Annotated in this window: 11 protein-coding genes; 2 read left to right on the forward strand and 9 right to left on the reverse strand. The window is 67.3% G+C overall.

The genetic code is table 11. From position 1 onward, the window contains the following. Positions 1–127 precede the first annotated feature (127 nt). Both secA and GV027_RS02060 read right to left on the reverse strand, forming a co-directional pair. Entirely contained in the window at positions 128–2,866 is a 2,739-nt protein-coding gene (secA, locus tag GV027_RS02055) for a preprotein translocase subunit SecA (RefSeq protein WP_159510806.1), read from the reverse strand. A gap of 97 nt (positions 2,867–2,963) precedes the next feature. Next, positions 2,964–3,215, reverse strand: coding sequence for a hypothetical protein (locus GV027_RS02060; protein ID WP_159510807.1), 252 nt, complete (start codon positions 3,213–3,215; stop codon positions 2,964–2,966). 256 nt (positions 3,216–3,471) lie between these two features. Here GV027_RS02060 and argJ point away from each other — a divergent pair, with 256 nt between their 5' ends. Continuing rightward, a complete protein-coding gene (gene argJ, locus GV027_RS02065; RefSeq protein WP_159510808.1) occupies positions 3,472–4,692 on the forward strand; it encodes a bifunctional glutamate N-acetyltransferase/amino-acid acetyltransferase ArgJ in 1,221 nt (406 codons plus the stop codon). A 58-nt stretch (positions 4,693–4,750) separates the two neighbouring features. Here argJ and trxA read toward each other — a convergent pair whose 3' ends face one another. The 7 genes from trxA to GV027_RS02100 all read right to left on the reverse strand — a co-directional run bounded on the left by trxA (position 4,751) and on the right by GV027_RS02100 (position 16,060). Further along, on the reverse strand, positions 4,751–5,074 hold the full coding sequence (trxA, locus tag GV027_RS02070; RefSeq protein ID WP_031393340.1) for a thioredoxin TrxA: 324 nt from the start codon (positions 5,072–5,074) through the stop codon (positions 4,751–4,753). A 65-nt stretch (positions 5,075–5,139) separates the two neighbouring features. Then, positions 5,140–8,568, reverse strand: coding sequence for a double-strand break repair helicase AddA (addA, locus tag GV027_RS02075; protein ID WP_201302559.1), 3,429 nt, complete (start codon positions 8,566–8,568; stop codon positions 5,140–5,142). Then, positions 8,555–11,497, reverse strand: coding sequence for a double-strand break repair protein AddB (addB, locus tag GV027_RS02080; protein WP_159510809.1), 2,943 nt, complete (start codon positions 11,495–11,497; stop codon positions 8,555–8,557). Before addB ends, addA begins: the two co-directional genes overlap by 14 nt. Further along, the gene (locus tag GV027_RS02085; RefSeq protein WP_159510810.1) at positions 11,490–12,245 is read right to left on the reverse strand and encodes a nucleotidyltransferase family protein; all 756 of its coding nucleotides are present in this window, start codon (positions 12,243–12,245) and stop codon (positions 11,490–11,492) included. The genes addB and GV027_RS02085 overlap by 8 nt, the downstream gene beginning before the upstream one ends. Continuing rightward, positions 12,242–13,210 carry an aminoglycoside phosphotransferase family protein gene (locus GV027_RS02090; protein WP_201302653.1) on the reverse strand — a complete coding sequence of 323 codons (969 nt, stop codon included), beginning with the start codon at positions 13,208–13,210 and terminating at the stop codon, positions 12,242–12,244. The genes GV027_RS02085 and GV027_RS02090 overlap by 4 nt, the downstream gene beginning before the upstream one ends. Beyond that, positions 13,207–13,656, reverse strand: coding sequence for a tRNA (adenosine(37)-N6)-threonylcarbamoyltransferase complex ATPase subunit type 1 TsaE (gene tsaE, locus GV027_RS02095; protein ID WP_052148991.1), 450 nt, complete (start codon positions 13,654–13,656; stop codon positions 13,207–13,209). Before tsaE ends, GV027_RS02090 begins: the two co-directional genes overlap by 4 nt. A 43-nt stretch (positions 13,657–13,699) precedes the next feature. Then, positions 13,700–16,060 carry a PAS domain-containing sensor histidine kinase gene (locus GV027_RS02100; protein WP_107045841.1) on the reverse strand — a complete coding sequence of 787 codons (2,361 nt, stop codon included), beginning with the start codon at positions 16,058–16,060 and terminating at the stop codon, positions 13,700–13,702. A 337-nt stretch (positions 16,061–16,397) separates the two neighbouring features. Between GV027_RS02100 and GV027_RS02105 the strand changes: the two genes are divergently transcribed. Further along, entirely contained in the window at positions 16,398–19,427 is a 3,030-nt protein-coding gene (locus GV027_RS02105) for a TonB-dependent receptor plug domain-containing protein (RefSeq protein ID WP_056675644.1), read from the forward strand. The last annotated feature ends 69 nt before the right edge of the window (positions 19,428–19,496 follow it).

A 19,496-nucleotide genomic window follows, 5' to 3' on the forward strand; every position in this document is an offset into this window, starting at 1 on the left:
CCGCACTGCCGCAACCAAGCTTACAAGCAAAAGCCGGACCGTCCATGTGGGACGGCCCGGCTTTTTATTGCCTGCCATGCTGCCACCCTGGCGCAGCCGCTAAACGGCCGGCCCGTCAAAGCAGCGTTCAGACCGCGCCGTGACACTGTTTGTATTTGCGCCCCGACCCGCATGGGCATGGCGCGTTACGGCTGACCACGCCTTCCCAGTTCGCCGGATCCTCGCCGATATCCGCGGCCTGGGGCTGCGGGATCTGCATCGGCGGGAGCTGCGACGTGATGTGCCCCGACATGCCACGTGCCTGGTCGAGGCTATCGTTCTCGCCGGTGAACGGGTCGAAATGCGTCGTGATGAAATCGGGCAGCTCGGGCAGGCCGACCGGCGCCTGGATCTGGAACTGCGCGTGGGCGATCGTCTTGGTCACGTCCTCGCGGATCGTCTCGAGCATCCGCTGGAATAGCGAGAACGCCTCCTGCTTATACTCGTTGATCGGCGTCTTCTGCGCATAGGCGCGCAGATGGACGACCTGGCGCAGCGCGTCGAGCGTTGCCAGATGCTCCTTCCAGTGATGGTCGAGATTCTGCAGCAGGATCGACTTCTCGACCGACGTCCACGTCTCGGTGTCGAGATCTGCGGATTTCGCCGCGATCGCCTCGTCCGCCATCGCGCGGATGCGTTCCTCGACGATCTCGGGATCGATCGCCTCTTCGAGCAGCCACGCCTCGATCTGCGGCTCGAGGTTGAGCACCTCGGTCAGCCGCGTCTTCATCCCCGCAATGTCCCATTGTTCGGGATAGGAATTGGGCGGGCAGGCTTCACCGACGATGACGTTGACCGTCTCCGCACGCATGTCCGTCACCACGTCGCCGACGGTGTCGGCATCCATGATGTCCGCGCGCTGCTCGTAAATGACCTTGCGCTGCTCGTTCATCACGTCGTCATATTCGACGACCTGCTTGCGGATGTCGTAGTTGCGCGCCTCGACCTTCTTCTGTGCGGTCTCGATCGCCTTCGACAGCCACTTGCTCCCGATCGCCTCGCCATCCTCGATATTGTTGCGCATCATCTTGGCGAACAGCGTGTCCGGCCCGAAGATGCGCAGCAGATCATCGTCGAGGCTGAGATAGAAGCGCGACAGGCCGGGATCGCCCTGACGACCCGAGCGCCCGCGCAGCTGGTTGTCGATGCGCCGGCTCTCGTGGCGCTCGGTACCGAGCACGAACAGGCCGCCCGCGGCGAGCACAGCCTGCTTCTCGGCCTCGATCTCGGTCTCGATCCGCGCCGCCTCGGCGGCATATTCGGGCGTGCCCTCGACCAGGTCGGGATGTTCGTCGAGCATGCGGAATTCGAGGTTGCCGCCGAGTTTGATGTCGGTGCCACGGCCCGCCATGTTGGTCGCGATCGTCACCGCGGACTTGCGCCCGGCCTGCGCGACGATGTGCGCCTCCATCTCATGGAAGCGCGCGTTCAGCACCTTGTGCTCGACCGCCTCGCCGACGAGGAACTCGCTGAGCAGCTCGGACTTCTCGATCGATACCGTGCCGACGAGCACCGGCTGGCCGAGATCGGCGTGATGCTTGATCTTCTTGGCGATCGCCGCGAACTTGTCCTTGGTGTCCTTGTAGAACTCATCTTCCTCGTCGACGCGCTTGACCGTGACGTTGGTCGGGATGCTGACGACGTTGATCTTGTAGATGTCGTAGAACTCGGCCGCCTCGGTCGCAGCCGTACCGGTCATGCCGCCGATCTTGGGGTACATGCGGAAATAGTTCTGGAACGTGATCGAGGCCATCGTCTGGTTCTCGGGCTCGATCTGGACGCCTTCCTTGGCCTCGACCGCCTGGTGCAGGCCGTCCGACCAGCGCCGGCCGTCCATCATGCGACCGGTGAACTCGTCGATGATGATGACCTTGCCGTCCTTGACGATGTAGTCGATGTCCGACTTGAACATCACGATCGCGCGCAGCGCCTGGTTGAGATGGTGGACGACCTGCGTGTTCTCGAAATCGTATAGGTTGGCGCCTTCGAGCAGCCCCGCGGCCTCGAGCATCCGCTCGACCTTCTCGGTGCCGTCCTCGGTGAGGATGATCGTCTTCTGCTTCTCGTCCTTGTCATAGTCACCGGGGACGAGCTGCTTCACGACCGCATCGACCTGGATATACAGCTCGGACTTGTCGTCGGTCGGCCCCGAGATGATCAGCGGCGTACGCGCTTCGTCGATCAGGACCGAATCGACCTCGTCGACCACCGCGAAGTTGAAGCGGCGCTGCACCATCGAACTGCGCTCGTACTTCATGTTGTCGCGCAGATAGTCGAAGCCGAACTCGTTGTTCGTGCCGTAGGTGATGTCGGCGGCATAGGCTGCGCGACGCTCCTCGTCCGACAGGTTCGGCACGATCACGCCGATCGTCATGCCAAGGAAGGTATAGACCTGCCCCATCCACTCCGCGTCGCGCGCCGCCAGATAGTCGTTGACCGTGACGACGTGGACGCCGTCGCCCGGCAGCGCGTTCAGGTAGGTCGCAAGCGTGGCGACGAGCGTCTTGCCCTCGCCGGTACGCATCTCGGCGATCTCGCCGCGGTGAAGGACGATGCCGCCTACCATCTGCACGTCGTAATGCCGCTGGCCAAGTACGCGCTTGGCTGCCTCGCGCACCGTGGCAAATGCCTCTGGAAGCAAGTCGTCGAGCTTCTCGCCGTTAGCGAGTCGGGCACGGAACTTCGCGGTCTGCCCGGACAATTCCTCGTCCGACATCGCGACGAGCGAAGGCTCGAACGAGGCGATCTTCGCGAGGATCGGGTTGAGCGACTTGACGTAACGGTCGTTGGACGATCCGAACAGCGATTTGGCAAAGCCACCGAACATGGGCTGATTTCCTGATTATAGGGCGCGACGGCACGCGGGGGCACGCACGCGCAAAGAGGAGGAGTGGCCCGCAGGCCGAGAGATCAGGCGCGCGACGCTATTCGCGCCGACGGTCCATCCAGATAGGAGCAGTGATGATCGCGACGACGGGCAGCCTCGCCGAGGCGGCAACGTTGTCGAGCGAGGGAAGCGCAGCGACCGGTCGTACCGCGACCTTTGCCACCGCCACCGCGGCGGTCTGCGCGCAAACGCTACCCTGCGCTACTGCCTGTGCGGACTGTCCACGCACACCCGGCACCGCGCCGGTCAGCGCGGACAGGAGGGCAGAAAGGAGGAGCAGCAGGTTCATGCGGGACCGGCTGTATGCGAGCTTGCGTGTAAAATCTACCATTCGTCGGACGGACGCACCCGGCGAACGCGCGGACGCTCGATCCGTAACGAGACGGCGTCGTGCGTAGGAATGACGACCCTGACGGAGCTCGCCGACCGCCGAAGCACGCCGATGTCATTCTATAGCCCCAACCGCACGGGACACCGGTCAACGGGCGGCCGTCAGACGCAACCCGCGATCTTGCGGGCCGGACCGCAGCGACTATGAAGGCAGGATGCAGATCTCGCCGCTCGCCTTGCCCTTCCCCGCCGCCCCTTTGATCGACGGGGTCGTGCCGCATGTCGCGCGTGCCGGCTACAAGACCTGGGACCGGTGCGACCTGACGTTCGTGACGCTCGATCCGGGGACGGTCGTTGCGGGCGTCCTTACGCAGAGCAAATGTCCGTCGCCCGAGGTCGAGTGGTGCCGCGCGGCACTGACTCTCGGACAGGCGCGCGCGCTTGTCGTCAACGCGGGCAATTCGAACGCCTTCACTGGTGCGCGTGGCCGTGCCGCGGTCGAGGCGATCGCCGCACGAACGGCCGCGCATCTCGGCTGCCAGCCCTCGGACGTGTTCGTCGCCTCGACCGGCGTGATCGGCGTGCCGTTGCCGATCGACAAGGCCGAAGCAGGGCTCGACGCCGCGTTCGCCGCCGCACCGTGCGGCTGGGAGGACGCCGCCGCGACGATCATGACCACCGATACCTTCACCAAGGGTGCGGTGACGACCGCGGTGATCGGCGATCGGACCGTGACGCTGGTCGGCATCATCAAGGGCTCGGGTATGATCGCGCCGGACATGGCGACGATGCTCGGCTTCATCTTTACCGATGCCGCGGTCGAGCCGGCGTTTCTCCAGGCGGCGCTATCCAAGGCCAATGCGCCGAGCTTCTCGTGCATCACCGTCGACAGCGACACCTCGACCAGCGACACGGTGCTCGCATTCGCGACGGGCAAGGCCGGCAACGCCCCGCTCAACGACGACGACAGCATCGGCGCCGACGCGTTCCGCGCGGCACTGGTAGATCTATGCCATCAGCTTGCCCTGCTCGTCGTCCGCGACGGCGAAGGCGCGCAGAAGCTGATCGAGGTCCAGGTGACCGGCGCGGACAGCGACCGCAGCGCACACCGGATTGCTATGAGCATCGCCAACTCGCCTCTGGTCAAGACGGCGGTCGCCGGCGAGGACGCCAATTGGGGTCGTGTCGTGATGGCCGTCGGCAAGGCGGGAGAGCCAGCCGACCGCGACACATTGTCGATCCGCTTCGGCAATACGCAAGTGGCCGAGGGCGGGCTGGCGCTCAGCGGCTATGACGAGGCGCCCGTTGCGGACCATCTTAAGGGGCAGGACATCGAGATCGGCGTCGATCTCGCGCTGGGCGACGGTGCGGCCACGGTGTGGACCTGCGACCTGACGCACGGCTATATCTCGATCAACGCCGACTATCGAAGCTGAGCTCGCCTCTAACCGCCACCTCAAAAGATCTGAGGTGGCGGTAACGGCGCGTACCGTCTTAGGCGAGCTCGCCTTCAAGCCACGCCTTGAGCTGGCCCTTGGGTGCCGCACCAACCTTAGTTGCTGCCGGGGCGCCGCCCTTGAACAGGATCATCGTCGGGATCCCGCGCACGCCATACTGGCCTGGCGCATCGGGGTTCTCGTCGATGTTGAGCTTGGCGATGGTCACCTTCTCGCCCAGTTCCTCGGACAGCTCCTCGAGGCTCGGCCCGATCATTTTGCACGGCCCGCACCATTCGGCCCAAAAATCGACGAGCACGGGGCCGTCGGCGTTCAGCACGTCGGCATTGAAGCTCGCATCGGTGATCTGCTTGGTCGCCACTGAAATATCTCCTTCGTTATACCGTAATCTAGGGTCCGGCTGCACGCGTCTCAACCGTCGACAGCCTAGCTTTGCTCCGTCATCGCATAGCGCGGCTTGTGCCTGTCGAGCATATCAGCCGATATCGCGATCAATCGGGGTGCGGCGGTGTAGAGCAACGCCGCCTCGACCGTCCGCCCCGGAAAGATCACCCGCAACGCCGCGGCATAGGCCGCCATCTGCTTGAGATGATAGTCCGGCACCTCGTCGAGGCCGCGCGGCGCACGCCGCCCGGTCTTGAAGTCGATCACCCGGATGGTCTCCGCGCCGATCAGCAGCCGGTCGACCGTTCCAGACACCACGATACCGTCCGCCAGCGTGGCCGCGATCGGCGCTTCGGCAAGCGAGTCGATACCGAACAGATCTGCGAAGCGTGGATCCTCGATCACGCCGATCGCGCTCGCTGCGATTTCTGCACGCACTGCGGGGTCGAGAACACCGCCGGCCTGGCCGAGCCATCTATCCGCCGCCGCCGCACGCGAACCGCCGTCGACAGCGGGAAGGCGCTCGAGCAGCTTGTGGATCAACGCGCCGCGTTCGGCCGCAAGCCGCATCTCCGGGGTCGGCGGCGGGTCGGACACCGCATCCTCGCCGAGCGCAGATGGCGACAACGGGCGCGACGGGCGCGACTCCTTCGGTGCCGCGTGCCGGGCCCAGTCGGGTATCGTCTGGGAAGGCACGGCCACGTCGTTCGCCGCGGGCTTGACCGGTACCGGAAGCTCCGTCCCGTCGCCGACGAAGACCCGCTCGCCCTCCACGTCCGCCACGCCCAACGCCGTCAGTGCACGATCCGCGGCGCCATACCAGCTCGTCACCGGCGCAACGCCCTGCGCCCGCGTACCGAGCGCGCCCGCGATGACCAAACGCTCCTCGGCGCGGGTCGCCGCGACATAGAAGAGCCGCCAATGCTCCTCCAGTTCGCGCCGCTCGGCTGCCGTCACCACCGCATCGAGGGGGCCACCCCGCTCGCCGCTGCGCGGACGGAACACCGGCAACGGCGCCACCATGTCCTCAGGAGTCCATTTCAGGATCGATCGCGGTGCGGCGGCGGGATCGGCGGTCGCATCGGCAAGGATCACCAGCGGTGCCTGCAGGCCCTTGGCGCCGTGCGCGGTCATCACGCGCACTGCATCGAGCGGCGCCGACGGATCGCGGACGATGTCGACATCGCCGCGATCGAACCAGTCGAGGAAGCGCTGCAGCGACGGTGTCGTATTGCTCTCGAACGTCAGTGCTGCGTTGAGCAATTCCTCGATCGGATCGCGCGCTTCGGTCCCCAGCCGCAGGATCAGCTTGCGCCGTCCGTCGAGCGGCCCGGACAGGAGCTCCTCCAGAAACTGATAGGGGGTCGCGATGTCCGCACGCGCGAGCATCGCAAGCAGCGGCGCGAGGCGCTCGGCAGACTGCGTTCGCTGGAGATGCCGCCACAGGGGACCGGCCTCGCGCGGCGCTGCCGCCATCAGCTCGTCCTGCGTCCAGCCGATCAGCGGCGAGACGAGCAGCGATGCCAGACTCAGATCGTCTTCCGGCTGCAACACGAAGCGGATCGTCGCGAGCAGATCCTGGACCGCGAGCGGCGCGTTCAGACGCAGCCGATCGACGCCCGCGACGGGCACGCCCTCGGCATAGAGCCGCGCGACGATCAGCGACGCGAGATCGCCGCGCCGCTTTACGAGGATCATCACGTCCTCGGGGCGCAGCCGTCGCCCCTTGCTCTCGAGCATCAGCCCATCGGGGGCGAGCCAGCGTCGGACCGCCTTGGCGATATCGCCCGCGAGCTTGCGGACCGCGTCGTCGACCCAGCCCTCCTCGTCGTCCTCGCTCCCCCCTGCGATGACCGGTGGCCACAGCGTCACGCTGCCCGGACCCTTGACCTCGCTGGCATGGACCTCGAGCTCGCCGATCGCGCCAAGGCCGGGCTCGCCCGCCGCGGCGACCGCGGCATCGACGAACGCGAGGATCGGCCGGGTCGACCGGAAGGAGTGTGTCAGCGACAGCCGCTCGAGCGGCAGGCCCCGCTCCGCCTCCGGCCATTCGTCGTCACCCGCAACCTCGAGCGCGCGACGCCCGAAATGCAGCTCTGCGGCGGCGAAGTTGAACGGGTCGGTCCCCTGAAAGCCGAAGATCGCCTGCTTCCAGTCGCCGACCGTGAACAGCGTGCGCGTCGACGGGGCATAGATGCCGCGCCCGACAAAGAACTCGTCGGCGAGCGCGCGAACGATCCGCCACTGGTCGGCATTGGTGTCCTGCGCCTCGTCGATCAGGACATGCTCGGTCGCCTGATCGAGCTTGTAGCGGACCCATTCGCCAATGCCGGGCTGGTCTAGCAAGGCCACGGTCGTCGCGATCAGATCGTCGAAATCGACCCCGCCGACACGCCGTTTCGCCAGTGCATAAGCGCGCGCATAATCGCGCCCGACCTCCAGCCCATCCGCGAGAAGATCGGCATAAGCCACGCGCTGGATCATCGATGCAATATCTGCACAGGCCGCGCCGACATCCTGTGCCAGGATCTCATAGTCAGGTTCGAGGTCGATCAGCTTCTTCTGCGCCTTGCGCGGCTCCCCCTTGGCCGTCAGCACGACGCCTGCGAGGTCGGGAAGCATAGCCGCACGGTCCGGCGACGCGAGCCACGCCTCAACCGTGGCCGCCTGCTTCAGGCCGGTCGCGGTTCCCCACGCCCGGTTGGCCGCGCCGATCCGCGTGATGGCATCGATATCCAGCGCCTCGCACCAGTCCGCGACCGCCTCGTCGATATCGCCGGCGGGCAGCTCGAGCGTCCGGCGCAACCAGGGCCGGATACCGGACGGCAACGCCTCGAGCGCGGGCAGCGCGCGGGCGCAGGCCATCAGGAACCCCTCGGCACCGCCCTCCCCCATCCGCAGGGACAAGCGGCCGACGATCTCGACGGGACGCTCCCGCCCCTCACGCTCGGCGTCCGCGAGCATCCCCGCCAGCGCCTCGCGTGCAAGCCCGGCTTCCTCGCGCGCCTCCAGAGGGCGAAAACCCGGCGTCAGCCCGGCTTCGACCGGAAACGCCGCCAGCAGGCCCTGACAGAAACCGTGGATCGTCTGGATCCGCAACCCGCCCCCCGGCGCGTCGAGCACCTTGGCGAACAGCGTCCGCGCACGATCCTGCAACGCTTGGTCGGGCACCTCCCCCAGGGCGATCAGGTCGGCACCCAGCGCGGGGCCGGGCATCCGCACCCAGGCGGCAAGGCGCCCGTTGATCCGCTGCGCCATTTCGGCCGCACCCGCCTTGGTGAAGGTCAGGCACAGGATCGCGCCCGGATCGACACCGCGGAGCAACAGCCTGAAGACGCGCGCCGCCAGAACTTGGGTCTTGCCGGTCCCCGCCGATGCGGACAGCCAGACATGCGCCCGCGGATCGCTGGCCGCCGCCTGCGCGCCCTTGAGGCGGGGCAATGTGCGAAGCTCGCCGCTATTCACGGCCATACCATTCGTCGCGGCGTATCAGCTGGTCATACTCGGCATAGGGGGCATATTCGGGCACGAGCTTGGCGGTGAAGGCGGCGCTGCCGGTCAGCCAGTTCCCCGCGACCTCGGTGAAGTTGTGCGCCGCCGTGGCCGTGAATTCAGCGGTCGGGATCTTGTCGCGCTTGCCCTCGGGATCGACCGGGCTCTCGACATAGCCGAAGGCATCGCGCTTCTTGCCAAGGGACCAATATTCGAACGCGCCCGCCTTGCCCGCGACATCGGCAAACCCACCACGCTCCGCGATCAGGCCCAGCAGACCCAGCTGAAGACTGTAGCCGGCGCGCACCGCGGTCGCCGAGGGTGGCTTGCCGGTCTTGTAGTCGATGATCGCCAGTTCCCCGCCCGGCAGCCGGTCGACACGGTCGTACCGTCCGCGCAGCGTCACCCCCGCAATCGCGATCTCGCCCTTGCCTTCCGCACTGGCAACGACCCGGCCGTCGACGGCCTGCGCCGCGATCGTGCCCGCGATCCAGTCGATCGCCTCGAGCAGCCGCGGCTGCCAGAGCGCTCGCATCATCGGGTGCGTCCGCTCGTCGCGCAGCATCGCCTCGGCACGCGGCCGCAATGCATCGATCGCGCAGGCGTCGTGCTTCCACCATTGTTCGAGAATGTCGTGTACCGCGGTGCCGCGCCACGCCGCGCTCGGATCCGCATCGACCGGGTCGAGCGGCATCAGGCCGAGCACCCTGCGCGCGTAGAAGGCATAGGGGTCGGCCTTCAACCGGTCGACCTCGGTCACCGAAATCAGCCTTGGCCGCAGCGCGGCGATAGGCGACGGCGCCGGACGGTCGGAGGGCCGGTGCGCCCGGGGATCGTCGAGATCGCGTGTCCATGCCTCGAGCGCCTCGGCGCGCTCGAACCTGTCCCCCGCAAGTGCCTGCAACCGCAGCCACAGTCGCGACGCCAATGCCGGCGACTTGGCGTCGCGGCGCGCGCGTGTGACGATCGCCCGCGGCGCGCCGAGTGCCTGGGCGAAATCATGCGCCGACGTCCCCACCTGCCGCTCGAGGCCCGGAAGCCCAAGTTCAGCGCGGATCCGCGGCGCGAGCCACGGGTCCGGCGCAGGACGGCCTGGCCACATGCCCTCGTTCAGCCCGCCCAGAACCATCAGGTCTGCGGTCTGCAATCGCGCCTCGAGCAGGCCGTAGATCGCCAGACGCGGATGCGCGCCCTGCAATGGCCGCACCGCAACCTCGTCGAGCAAGGTCCGCAAGAGCTGCGCAAGTTCGCCCGGATCGACAAGCGGTGGGCCGGCATCAGCCTCGATTTCGAGATCGGCAAGGCATTGCGCCGCGGCACGCCCTGCGGGGCCGGCCCAGAGTTCATCGCTGCACAGCGCCGCGGCCGTCTCGCGAACGATCGCCAGCAACGGGCCGAGCGGCTGAGCGCCGCGTTCGAAAACCGCGGCGATCGGCGTCAGCAGCGCTTGCGCCTCGGGCCACCAGCGCTTCGCCGTTCCGGCGCGCAGGTGTGCATCGACAGCATCGAGCCCTGCTGCGGGCCGCGGTCCGCGCAACGCGCGATCGAGCGCGCGAACGCCGTCGAGCCACGCCAGCCGGGTATCGCCACTGCGGACCAGCGGGTGCTTCAGCAACGCCAGCAACGCGAGCGGTGCGAAACGCTGTGCCGCAGCCTCGACCAGCGCGAGGATGAGAGTCCCGGGCGGGAGGATCGACAAGGGCCGGCCCGCGCTGTCGTCGATAAGGATCTGCCAGCGCCCAAGATGCGCCGCGACACGCCGCGCCAGGGCGCGATCGGGCGTGACGAGCGCGGCTGTCCGTCCCGGCTCCTCCAGCACGCCGCGCAAGGCCAGCGCGATCGCCTGCGCCTCCTCGGCGGGGGTTGCCAGTTCGGCGACCGTCACCCCCTTCAGGCGGCGATCCTCCGCGCCCAGCCGGGTCCACTTTCCGGTGAAATCGGCGGGGGCCAGTGCATTGGCGATCGCGCGGCTTCGCGTCATGTCGGCGTCATGGCCACCGCCCTCGCGCCAAGTCGCGACCTCGGCGCGCCCGACGCCCATGCGTTCGAGCAGGAGCTTCAGATGGAATTGCGGATGCGTTTCGATCGACCGCCGCGTCAGCCCGGTATCCGGGTTTCGCGGGTGGGGGCCCAGCGCATCCCACTCCTCGTCGGGCAGGTGCAGATCGAGATCCGCGAATACCACCATGCCGCCGGGCAGGTCCGCGACGCAGCGCAGCGCGCGCGCGACCGACGGCGCGGAGTCGGTGACGCCCGCGGCGCAGACCAGCCCGGCCGGCGGCGCCGCACGCCATCGCGTCACCAGTCGGTCGAGCAGCGCGGCGCGCCGGGTCGCCGCGTCGATCCGCCCCAGGCGGGCCAGTTCGCCCGGCCATCGCTGCAGCACGACGTCGAACGTCGACAATGCGCGCTGCCAGTGTTCGGTCAGTTCGGGACCGAGTTCGATTTCGTGCAGGCGCGTCGGCGCAACCTCCTCGACAAGCAGCTGGTCGAGCGTCTTGGCGAGTTCGCCGGCAAGTCGGACCGCCTCGGCGGCATCGATCGGATGCCCCCCACGCCGGCGTTCTTCCGACACCAGCCGCGCAAGGATCATCCGCCGCTGATAGGGCGGCACTGCCGGCAGTGGCGGATCGGCATCGTCCGCCGGATCGAGCGCCGCGCCGACAGCTTCGCCCAGCCCCGTGTCCCCCAGCGCGATCATCCGCGGCAGAACCAGCCCCCCGCCGCTCGCCCGCACGAACGCGTCGGTCACGGCCCGGATCGCGCGGTTGTTCGGCAACAGGATCAGCGCGCGGGCGAGCGCCAGCGGATCCTGCCCTGCCCGCCGGAGCAAACCCGCGACCAGCGCATCGGCAAAGGCGCGATGGGCGGGGATGGTGTAGAGGGTCGGCCCCGTCCGTTCAGCCACCGGCCAGGATCGCCTCGGTCTTCGGAATTGCGCCGGGCGTGCCAACGTCGAACCACAGGCCCTGATGGACCTGGCCAAATGCCCGGCCCGCAGCGATCGCACGGTCCCAGAACAGGTTCGTCGAAAACGGTCCCTCGGGCCAATCCGTGATGACGCGCGGGTGGAGAATCTGAATGCCCGTAAAGGCGAAGGGTGCGACCCGCCCCGGCTTGCGGCGTCCGGTGATCCGTCCGTCCGCTGCGAGATGGAAGTCGCCGGGACCGCCATGATTGTGCGCGCGGGCGAGCGGCACCATCAGCAGCAGCGCATCCATCGTCGCATCGTCCCACCGCGACGCGAGTAAACGGATCGCGTCGACCGGTCCGTCAATCCAGAGATTGTCGCTGTTGACCACCAGAACCGGTGCATCGCCGAGCAGGGTACGTGCCTGAACCAGCCCGCCGCCCGTCTCCATCAACCGGCGACGCTCGTCCGAAATCACGACCTCGATATCGGGGTAACGATCGGTGACATGCGCCTGCAGCGTATCGGCAAGATAGTGAACATTGACCACCGCGCGGGCAATCCCGGCACGCTGCAGCCGATCGAAGACATGGTCGATCAGCGCCTTGCCGGCTACTTCAACCAGCGGCTTGGGGCGCGTCGCGGTCAACGGCCGCATCCGTTTGCCGAGCCCGGCCGCCATCACCATCGCGGTCTCGGGCACCGTCCCGCGCGGGATCGGACGGATCATGCGCTGACCGCTCATGCCGCCAACGCCAGCGGGTCGCCGCGCAATGCTGCCGGCACATTGGCATCGAACCAGGCCGCGACCGGCGCCATCACCGGCTGGGCCAGGTCACGCTCGAGATACGTCCAGACGCGGGGACACAAGGTCGGGTAGCGCGGCTTGCCGTCGCGCTTCCACAGCCGCGTGAAGATGCCGAGGATCTTGGCGTTCCGCTGCGCGCCGAGCACGTGATAGGCGTCGAGGAAATCGTCACCGACGCCCGTTGCTTCGCGGTAGCGCGCGAGCATCGCGGCCTCGACCATAGGATCGACGTCCCGCCGTGCGTCCTGCAACAGCGACACGAGGTCATAGGCCGGGTGCCCGGCGAGCGCATCCTGGAAGTCGAGCAGGCCGAGCGCTCCGTCCGGCGCGAGCAGCATCAGGTTCTCGGCATGATAATCGCGCAGGACAGTGACCGGGTCGGTCGCGATCCCGTGATCGAACACGGCGTCCCATGCCGCATCCCAGCCCGCCCGGTCCGGGACGATCCCGATGGCCGGGCAATACCAGTCGACGAACAGCGCGGCCTCGCGCGCCAGGACGGCACGGTCATAGGGTGCGAACGGTCCGGCCGGATACGCGTGAAGACGCCCGAGCAGGTCGATCGCGGGCGCGTAGAGCGCCATGCCCTCATCGGACGATGCGTCGATCGCCTCGCGCAACCGATCATCGCCAAAATCCTCGATCAGCACGAGCCCCTGCGTCAGGTCGCTCGCGAGGATCGCGGGTGCCCGGAACGTCCGCTCGACCAGCCACTGTGCGACAGCGATGAACGGGCGCGGGTCTTCATGAGGCGGCGGCGCGTCCATCAGGATCGCGTGGCGCGGCCCGGCGACGACGCGGAAATAGCGACGGAACGAGGCATCCCCCGCAACCGGCAGGAGCGTCGCCCCCGCCCAGCCATGCGCGTCGAGAAATGCGGCGGCTCCCGCCGGGGGTGTCATATCGGCCATCGCCGCGTCCAACCCTCCGGCACTCCGGCTGTCAAGCCGCGCGTGCCGTCCGGTTCGATCGTGAGGTCGAGCCGAAGCGCGTCCGGCCAATAGTCCGGCCCCGCCCGCTCTGGCCATTCGACGATCAGGACGGAATCATAGCGCGCGTCGTCAAGCGCGAGCTCGACGATCTCGTCCGGATCGTCGATCCGGTACAGATCGACGTGGAGCACGGGCAGACGCACCTCGGGGGGTGCATAGGGCTGGACGATCGCGAAACTCGGCGATGGCGCTTCGCCGACCAGACCGAGCGCCGCCAGCAGCCCGCGTGCCAGGCTCGTCTTCCCCGCGCCGAGCGTCCCCGTCAGCGCAATCACGTCACCCGCCTTGACGTGCGCTGCCAGTTTCGCGCCGAACGCCTCGGTCGCGGCGGGATCCTCTAACCGCAGCACCGTCATGCGCTGGAACCTGCGTAGCGTGCGTGTCTCTTCAAGGCGATGATCATCTCCGCGGCAGTTCGACCGTGATCAGCGTGCCGTTTCCGGGTTCGGATACGAGATCGATCGTGCCGTTATGCGCCTCGACGAACTGCTTGGCGAGCGGCAGCCCGAGCCCGAGCGCACGATCGCCGATCGTCTTGGATTCGGCGAACCGGTCGAACGCATGCGCGACGCCCTCCGCGCTCATGCCCGCGCCGTCATCCGACACGACGATCCGTGCATGCGTCGCGTTGCCGTCGGCGTGCAGGAGGATCCGCCCCCCCTCGGGCGTACCGGCCACCGCGTGACGCAGCAGATGCTCGACGATCTCGCGCAGTCGCTTGGGATCGCCGCAGATGCGCCCTGTCGAGCGCCCGATCTCGATCGCGAAGTCGAGCTTGCGGCGCCGCGCAGTGGCCTGGATCGAGCCTGCCGCGGCGCGGGCGACCACCGCCAGTTCGACGTCGGTGCGCACCATCTCGGTGCTCTCGCTCTCGGTCCGGGTCAGGTCGAGCACGTCGTCGACCAACAGCCCGAGCCGCTCGACCGATTCGAGAATGGCCTCGAGATACCCCCCGGCCTGTTCGCTCATCGGCCCGGCATAGCCACCGTGCAGCATCTCGGCGAAGCCACTGATCGACGTCAGCGGCGTCTTCAGTTCATAGCTCATGTTCGCGACGAACGCCGTCTTCACCTTGTCCGCCGCCTCGAGCGCGTTCGCGCGTTCGCGCAAGGCCTGCTCCGCACGCCGGCTGTCGGTGATGTCGAGCATCGTGAACAGCGCGTTGCCGTCGGGCAGCGGGACACCCGCAAACTCGAAATGCCGCCCGTCGGCAAAGGCCACGCGGCCCCCGCGCTGCTGCCGTCCGGCAGTCGCCGATCGCACGAGATCGGGGATCAGCGCCGACCGGTTGGGCGTCATCAACTTGCCCGCGGCCGCATCGGCAAAGACGTCGACACGCGGATGACCCGCAAGGAATTCCTCTTCGAGGCCCCACAGCACTCTGAATCGGTTGTTCCACAATTGCAGCCGGCCGTCGGCGGCGAACACGCCGAGCGCCTCGAACAGGTTGTCAAAGGTGGCGGTACGGACGCGGAGCAGCGTGTCGCGCGCGCTGGCGAGCTGGACATGCTCGGTGCGGTCCTCGAAGATCAGCAACAGCCCGCCATCGGGCAAGGGCTGGGCGACAACGCGCAAATGCGTACCGCCGCGCAGGTGCCAGATCTCCTCACTCGCGCCGCCGTTCGGCATGGTCCCGGTCTGCATGAACCATGCGCGACGCTCGGCCTTCCATGCCGGAAAGTCGCGGACCTCGGGGAGCCGGTCCGCTTCGCGCATCCGTTCGAGCACGCGGTCGAATTCGGGACGGTCGGCGAGCCACTCCGCCCGCATCGCGAACATGCGCCGGAACGGCTGGTTGCAGAAGACCAGGCCGCGGTCGCCACCGAACTGCGCGACTCCCGCCGACAGCCGGTCGAGCATCGCCCGCTGCGCCTCGGCAAAGCGCTTGGCACCAGAGCGCGCCTGCTCGAGATCCTCGATGTCGATTGCAAAGCCCGCCACCCCGCCGGTCGGCAGCGGCACGTCGTAGATCTGAAGCGACCGACGGGCACCATCGATCGTCGCGGGCAGGACCTGCTGGTGCGGCCGCCCCTGCTCGCGCGCCGCGGCGGCACCCGCCAGCGGCCCGCCGCGCCCCGATCCTTCGACGAGTTCGAGGCCGCGCGCGACCACGTCCTGCGCATCCTGGCCCTCGACCGCCGCGACATAGGCGGAATTGACCATCGACAGCCTGAGATCGCGCGCCCGGTACCACATCGGCAGCGGCGCCGCTTCGATCAGCCCGGTCAGCGCCTCATAGGCGGCACCAAGCCGCGCCGTCTCGGTGCCGAGGCGCTTGATCTCGGATTCGCTGTCCGTTGCATCGAACGCCCAGATCAGGATGCTGCCGGTTGCCCCCATCGCGCCGGGTGCGCGTGCGCCGCGTAACGTGATGGCCCGCGTCGAACCGACGGGGCGGACGGCACGGACGAAGGGCCGGCCCGAACGCTGTGCAGCGGTCACATCGGCGGTCAGCGCGGCAGCATCCTCGGGTGAAAGCCCGGATTCCTCACCCGCCAGATCCATCAGATAGCGTGGCGCCGGAATACCCAGCCAGTCCGCCATGCGCTGCGGCATTTCCACTCGTCCATCCGAGCGGACGACCGTCGCGACGGCCGGCGACCCATCGAGCAACGCGCGCATCGTCGCATTCTCGGCGAGGGTCGTCGCGACACCGGCGCGCGCGCGCAATCCCAGGAACAGCAGCAGCCCGCCGAGCCCGAGCAGCAGCAGCGTCGCAACGCCGGCCAGAACGGTCGCCCATGTTCCGGGGACCGTCATGTCCCGGAGACACTCTTCGCAACGGGATCGGGAAACACGGTAACCGCCATGGCTCCGTCTACGCCAACAGCGCCCCTCGGGGGAAGACGGCGATCGGGAAATCGCATGCGGCTGATCGGGTGCCTCACCTGCACGCTTGGCGGCTCCGGCGCGTCAGCCCGAGGCGCTGGAAACCCAATCCCTCCAGACTGTTGCAAGGATGAAACACATTGTAAAAAAACGATCCGATTCGTCTCAATCGGGTGGATCGGGCCGCGCCGCGCGGCCTAACGGCGGCGCATCGACGAAGGTCAGCGGCTTTGCCCCTTCGTCGGAATGTTTCAGTCGAGAGTATTAAATGACCCCAGCCTATCGTCGCAGCCTGCTCGCCACGAGCCTCCTCGTTGCGGTTTCCACGCTCCCCGCTGCCGCACAAACCGCGCCCGCGACGCCTGCGGCCACGCCCGAGGCAGCCGCTCAAGCAGAGGCTTTGGAGCCGGCAACCCCGACCCAGACCGCGACGGACCAGAACCCGCAGGGTGCTGCAGAAGCGCCGGCAGGCGAGATCGTCGTGACCGGCTCGCGCATCGCATCGCCGTCGGCCACCGCCGCCTCGCCGCTCCAGAGCGTCGGCATCGAACAGATCCAGCAGGCCGGTGCGATCAACGTGCAGGACGTCCTGCTCCAGAATCCGGCCTTCGGCACGCCGGGCGTCAGCCGCACCAACTCGAGCTTCGCGACGCAGGGCGCGGGCGTAGCGACGGTCAATCTGCGCAACCTCGGCGACGACCGCACGCTGGTCCTCGTCAACGGCCGCCGCTTCGTCGCGGGCCTTCCGGGCAGCAGCGCGGTCGATCTCAACGTGATTCCGACGCAGTTCCTCGAGCGCGTCGACGTCCTGACCGGCGGCGCGTCCGCGGTCTATGGCTCGGACGCCGTCGCGGGCGTCGTCAACATGATCTACAAGACGAAGTTCGAGGGCATCCAGCTCGACGGCCAGATGGGCATTTCGCAATATGGCGATGGCGCCGATCGCCAGGTCAACGCGCTGGTCGGTAAAAACTTTGCCGACGGCCGCGGCAACATTATGCTGTTCGGCGGCTATTCTAAGCAGGGCACCGTCCTGAAGAAGGATCGTTCGACCGAGGCCGGTTCGAGCGCGGTGGACTCGAGCAGCCTCGGCTTGACCACCGGCAACGATGCCGACCTGTTTACGCGTAGCACGCTGCTGTCGGGCTTTGCGCCACAGGGACGCTATGTCACGGGTACCGGCGACAACCGTCGCGGCTTCAGCTACAACCCCGATGGTTCACTCTTCGAATGTTCAAGCGCCGCGTGCCCCGACGCGCCTGGATTTAATCGCTCGGACTTCCGCTATCTTGCGGTGCCGGTTGAGCGTTACACCGCTGCGGGTCGTGCGAACTTCGAGGTTTCGCCCGCGCTCAACCTGTTCGTCGAGGGCAACTACGCCAAGACGAAGGTCAAGACGGTCATCGAGGCATTCCCGCTGAGCTCCGACCTCGTCGATATTCCCAATGACGGCCAGATCGCGATCGAGAGCATCGTTGGTGGTGTTCAGTACCGCAATCCGTTCGTGCCGGATGCGATCTTCAACGCTGCCACCGACACGAATGGCGATGGTCTTCGCGACATCAGCTTCGATCGTCGCCTCAACGACTTCGGTCCGCGCACGAGCTCGTCGAGCCGAGAGCTGTTCCGGTTTGCGGGCGGCGCCAACGGCAAGTTCCTCGAGGACCGCTTCAACTACGAGGTTTATGGCATCTACGGCCAGACGGTCGAGAACCAGACCGGCAACGGCCAGTATAACAGCCTGAACTTCACCCAGGCGCTCAATGCGTATCGCGATCCGACGAGTGGCCAGATCGTCTGCGCCGATCCCGCCGCACGCGCAGCCGGCTGCATTCCTGCGAACATCTACGGTGCGGGCGCACTCACACCAGCCGCCTCGTACCTCGCGGTGCCGACGACGTTGTCGACGAAGGTCACGCAGACGGTTGGCGGCGCGAACGTCTCGGGCAAGCTGTTCTCGCTGTTCGGCGCGGATCCGATCGGCGTCAGCATCGGCACCGAATATCGTCGCGAGACGAGCAGCAACGTGTTCGATCTTCTCACGCAGCAGGGCCTGAATGGTAACAACGCACTGCCGTCCACGCGCGGCAGCTTCGACCTGATCGAAGGTTTCGCCGAGACGATCGTGCCGTTGCTCCAGGATCGCCCGTTCTTCCATTCGCTGTCGGTGCGCGGTGCGATCCGCGTGTCGAACTACTCGACGATCGGAACGACCTACAGCTATAACTACGGCGGCGAGTGGGCGCCGATCGAGGACGTCCGCTTCCGCGTGATGCAGGCACGCTCGGTTCGCGCCCCCAACATTAACGAGCTGTTCCAGCCGAACCAGCAGGACTTCCCGAACGGTCTGGTCGACCCCTGCGCAGGCGTGACCGCGGCCGCGACCGGCACGCTCGCCGTCAACTGCCGCGCAGCCCCCGGTGTTGCCGCAAACATCGCACAGAACGGTCAGTTCACGATCGGGCAGGCGGATCGTCAGGGCATCACCAGCTTCGCCGGCGGCAATCCTGACCTGCAGGAAGAGAAGGGTGACTCGTTCACCGCCGGTGTTGTCGTCAACCCCCGGTCGATCGATGCGCTGCGCAATCTGGTCGTGACGGTCGATTACTTCAACATCCGGATCAAGGGTGCGATCACCACGACGCCGCTGCAGTTCATCCTCAACCAGTGCTACAACGCGGAAAACTCGGACTTCTGCAATCTGGTGGTGCGCCGCGCTGCCGCGCAGGGTGCGAACAGCGCCGGTTCGCTCGACGAGGTCAACAGCAGCCCGCTCAACAGCGGCGGCATCAAGACGTCGGGTATCGACACGACCGTCGCCTATCGCCAGAATCTCGAGAGCCTCGGCCTTGGCGGGACGCTCGGCATGAAGGTGTCCTACACACACCTGATCAGCGGGTTCACGGTGCCGCTGCCGGGTTCGGAGCGCGACTATTTCGCCGGCGAAATCGGCGCATCGCGGGATCGCTTCACGACGAACGCGTCATACGACATCGACGGCGTCGGACTGACGATGACGGGCACATGGATCAGCCAGGCAAGCCTCGACGACCAGCTGACGGGCGCCCGCCCGGGCAGCAACCCCGACTACCGCGTGAAGCCGCAATTCTACCTCGACTCGCAGCTCCGCTTCCAGGCCGGCGAAGGCTTCGAATTCTATGTCGGCGGGTCCAACCTGCTCAACAACAAGCCGCCATACCTCGCCGATATCGGCGCGTCGGCCGGCCAGGATACCGATGCGGGCACCTATGATCCGCTCGGCCGCCGCTATTACGCCGGTGTCCGCGTCAGCTTCTGACCGGACCACCATCGATAGAGCGACAGGGGAGCCGGCAACGGCTCCCCTTTTTTTGTCCGAGCGACATGG

It is taken from the genome of Sphingomonas sp. T1, from assembly GCF_902506585.1.
Classification (GTDB): Bacteria; Pseudomonadota; Alphaproteobacteria; order Sphingomonadales; family Sphingomonadaceae; genus Sphingomonas; species Sphingomonas aerolata.

Coding starts and splice junctions, on each gene's coding strand:
- secA (WP_159510806.1), bottom strand. CDS start 2,866: ATGTTCGGTGGCTTTGCCAAATCGCTGTTCGGATCGTCCAACGACCGT.
- GV027_RS02060 (WP_159510807.1), bottom strand. CDS start 3,215: ATGAACCTGCTGCTCCTCCTTTCTGCCCTCCTGTCCGCGCTGACCGGC.
- argJ (WP_159510808.1), top strand. CDS start 3,472: ATGCAGATCTCGCCGCTCGCCTTGCCCTTCCCCGCCGCCCCTTTGATC.
- addA (WP_201302559.1), bottom strand. CDS start 8,568: ATGGCCGTGAATAGCGGCGAGCTTCGCACATTGCCCCGCCTCAAGGGC.
- GV027_RS02085 (WP_159510810.1), bottom strand. CDS start 12,245: ATGAGCGGTCAGCGCATGATCCGTCCGATCCCGCGCGGGACGGTGCCC.
- GV027_RS02090 (WP_201302653.1), bottom strand. CDS start 13,210: ATGACACCCCCGGCGGGAGCCGCCGCATTTCTCGACGCGCATGGCTGG.
- tsaE (WP_052148991.1), bottom strand. CDS start 13,656: ATGACGGTGCTGCGGTTAGAGGATCCCGCCGCGACCGAGGCGTTCGGC.
- GV027_RS02100 (WP_107045841.1), bottom strand. CDS start 16,060: ATGACGGTCCCCGGAACATGGGCGACCGTTCTGGCCGGCGTTGCGACG.
- GV027_RS02105 (WP_056675644.1), top strand. CDS start 16,398: ATGACCCCAGCCTATCGTCGCAGCCTGCTCGCCACGAGCCTCCTCGTT.